Origin of the sequence: Niallia sp., from assembly GCF_031978665.1 — a bacterium.
GTDB lineage: Bacteria > Bacillota > Bacilli > Bacillales > Cytobacillaceae > Niallia.
Map to the genome: position 1 here is coordinate 35,019 of NZ_DALZDK010000019.1, position 1,526 is coordinate 36,544.

Sequence of the window (1,526 nt, forward strand, 5' to 3'; positions counted from 1 at the left end):
CAATTAGAAAAGTTAATTCAGATTGCCAATCGTTATGGAGCCGGTAAATCATCTGGAGCTGGTGGCGGTGATTGTGGAATTGCTATTATAAGTACAGACAAGCTTGAACGATTACATAAAGAATGGCAGGAGGCTGGTGTCGTTCCATTAGATATCTACCCTGCAACCAAATATAATTAGACTGGAGTTTGGAAAAATGACTGATTCAATTGACAAAAGAAAAGCCCAGCACATTGAGTTGGTTTTAAATGAAAAAGTAACAGGTGATAACATATCGACTGGTCTTGAAAAGTATCGTTTTCTACATAATGCCTTGCCAGAAATTGATTATGACGAAATTACATTAGACACAGCGTTTTTAGGTAAAAAGATGAAGACTCCATTTTTGGTAAGCTCGATGACTGGTGGAGCTGCGATGGCGGAGACAATCAATCGTAACCTTGCGATTGCAGCCGAGGAACGAGGGTGGGCATTTGCCTTAGGTTCTACAAGAGCACTCATTGAAAATGAAAAATATCGAGAATCCTTTCAAATTCGAAAATATGCCCCAACCATTCCAATCATCGCCAATTTAGGTGCAGTCCAGTTTAATTATGGATTTGGAATCGATCAGTGTAAACAAATTATCGAGATGACAGAAGCAGATATGCTTGTTCTCCATTTGAATAGCATTCAAGAAATCATTCAACAAGAAGGAGATCGGAATTTTAAAGATCTGTTAGGGAAAATCGAGCAAGTATGTACACAGCTAGATATCCCCGTTGGTGCAAAAGAGGTTGGCTTTGGAATCGATGGCACCATCGCGAAAAAATTGACCGATGTTGGCATCTCGTTTATTGATGTTGCTGGAGCAGGTGGTACATCATGGAGCCAAGTGGAAAAGCTACGCTCCAAAGAGAAGATCAAGAAAATAGCAGCTGAGGCTTTTACTAGCTGGGGAATCCCTACTGCGGAATGTATTGTTTCCGTTAACGAAGCGATTGACAAACCGATTATTGCTAGTGGTGGAATCAAAAATGGAATGGATGCTGCTAAGGCTATCGCGCTTGGAGCAGATATGGTTGGTTTTGCTCGTTCGATTTTAAAAGAAGCGACAGAATCACCAGAGGATTTGATAGAGGTTTTTGAAATCAGGGAGCTAGAGCTGCAGATGGCTATGTTTGGGATTGGTGCAGCAACTATTGAAGAGTTGAAGGGAACAGATAGGATTAAGTAGGGAAGCAGGGGAGTTCTTGCTTCCTTTTTGGTTGCCTTCTATACTATATTAAATAGGCACTTAATAATTTTTTAGGTATAGTATATAATGTTAAATTTTTCTTTAGTTTGATAAAAGGTACTGTAAAATGGTATAAGTGTAAAAGAATTAAGAAATTTGTACTTATTATTTTTAGGAGGGACCAGGGGTCTGTCCCCTTGTCCCTTTGAAAGGATTTGAATAGATATGACAGAAAATTTTTGGCGTGATTTACCACGACCATTTTTTGTGCTTGCACCAATGGAAGATGTGACGGATGTTGTTTTTCGCC

At 39.4% G+C, this 1,526-nt stretch carries 2 protein-coding genes and 1 pseudogene; all 3 read left to right on the top strand.

What is annotated here, in order from left to right:
* Positions 1-180 (top strand): annotated as a pseudogene (locus RTL21_RS11955) (phosphomevalonate kinase); the annotation flags it as partial.
* A 16-nt stretch (positions 181-196) separates the two neighbouring features.
* Complete coding sequence (gene fni / locus RTL21_RS11960) at positions 197-1,216, top strand: type 2 isopentenyl-diphosphate Delta-isomerase (RefSeq protein ID WP_312096115.1); 1,020 nt, start codon at positions 197-199, stop codon at positions 1,214-1,216.
* Between the two features lie 225 nt (positions 1,217-1,441).
* Positions 1,442-1,526, top strand: an 85-nt coding sequence (locus RTL21_RS11965) for a hypothetical protein (protein ID WP_312096165.1), incomplete at its 3' end; no start/stop codon positions are given.

Excerpts from the sequence above, each read along its gene's own strand:
- fni (WP_312096115.1), top strand. The coding sequence starts at position 197 with ATGACTGATTCAATTGACAAAAGAAAAGCCCAGCACATTGAGTTGGTT.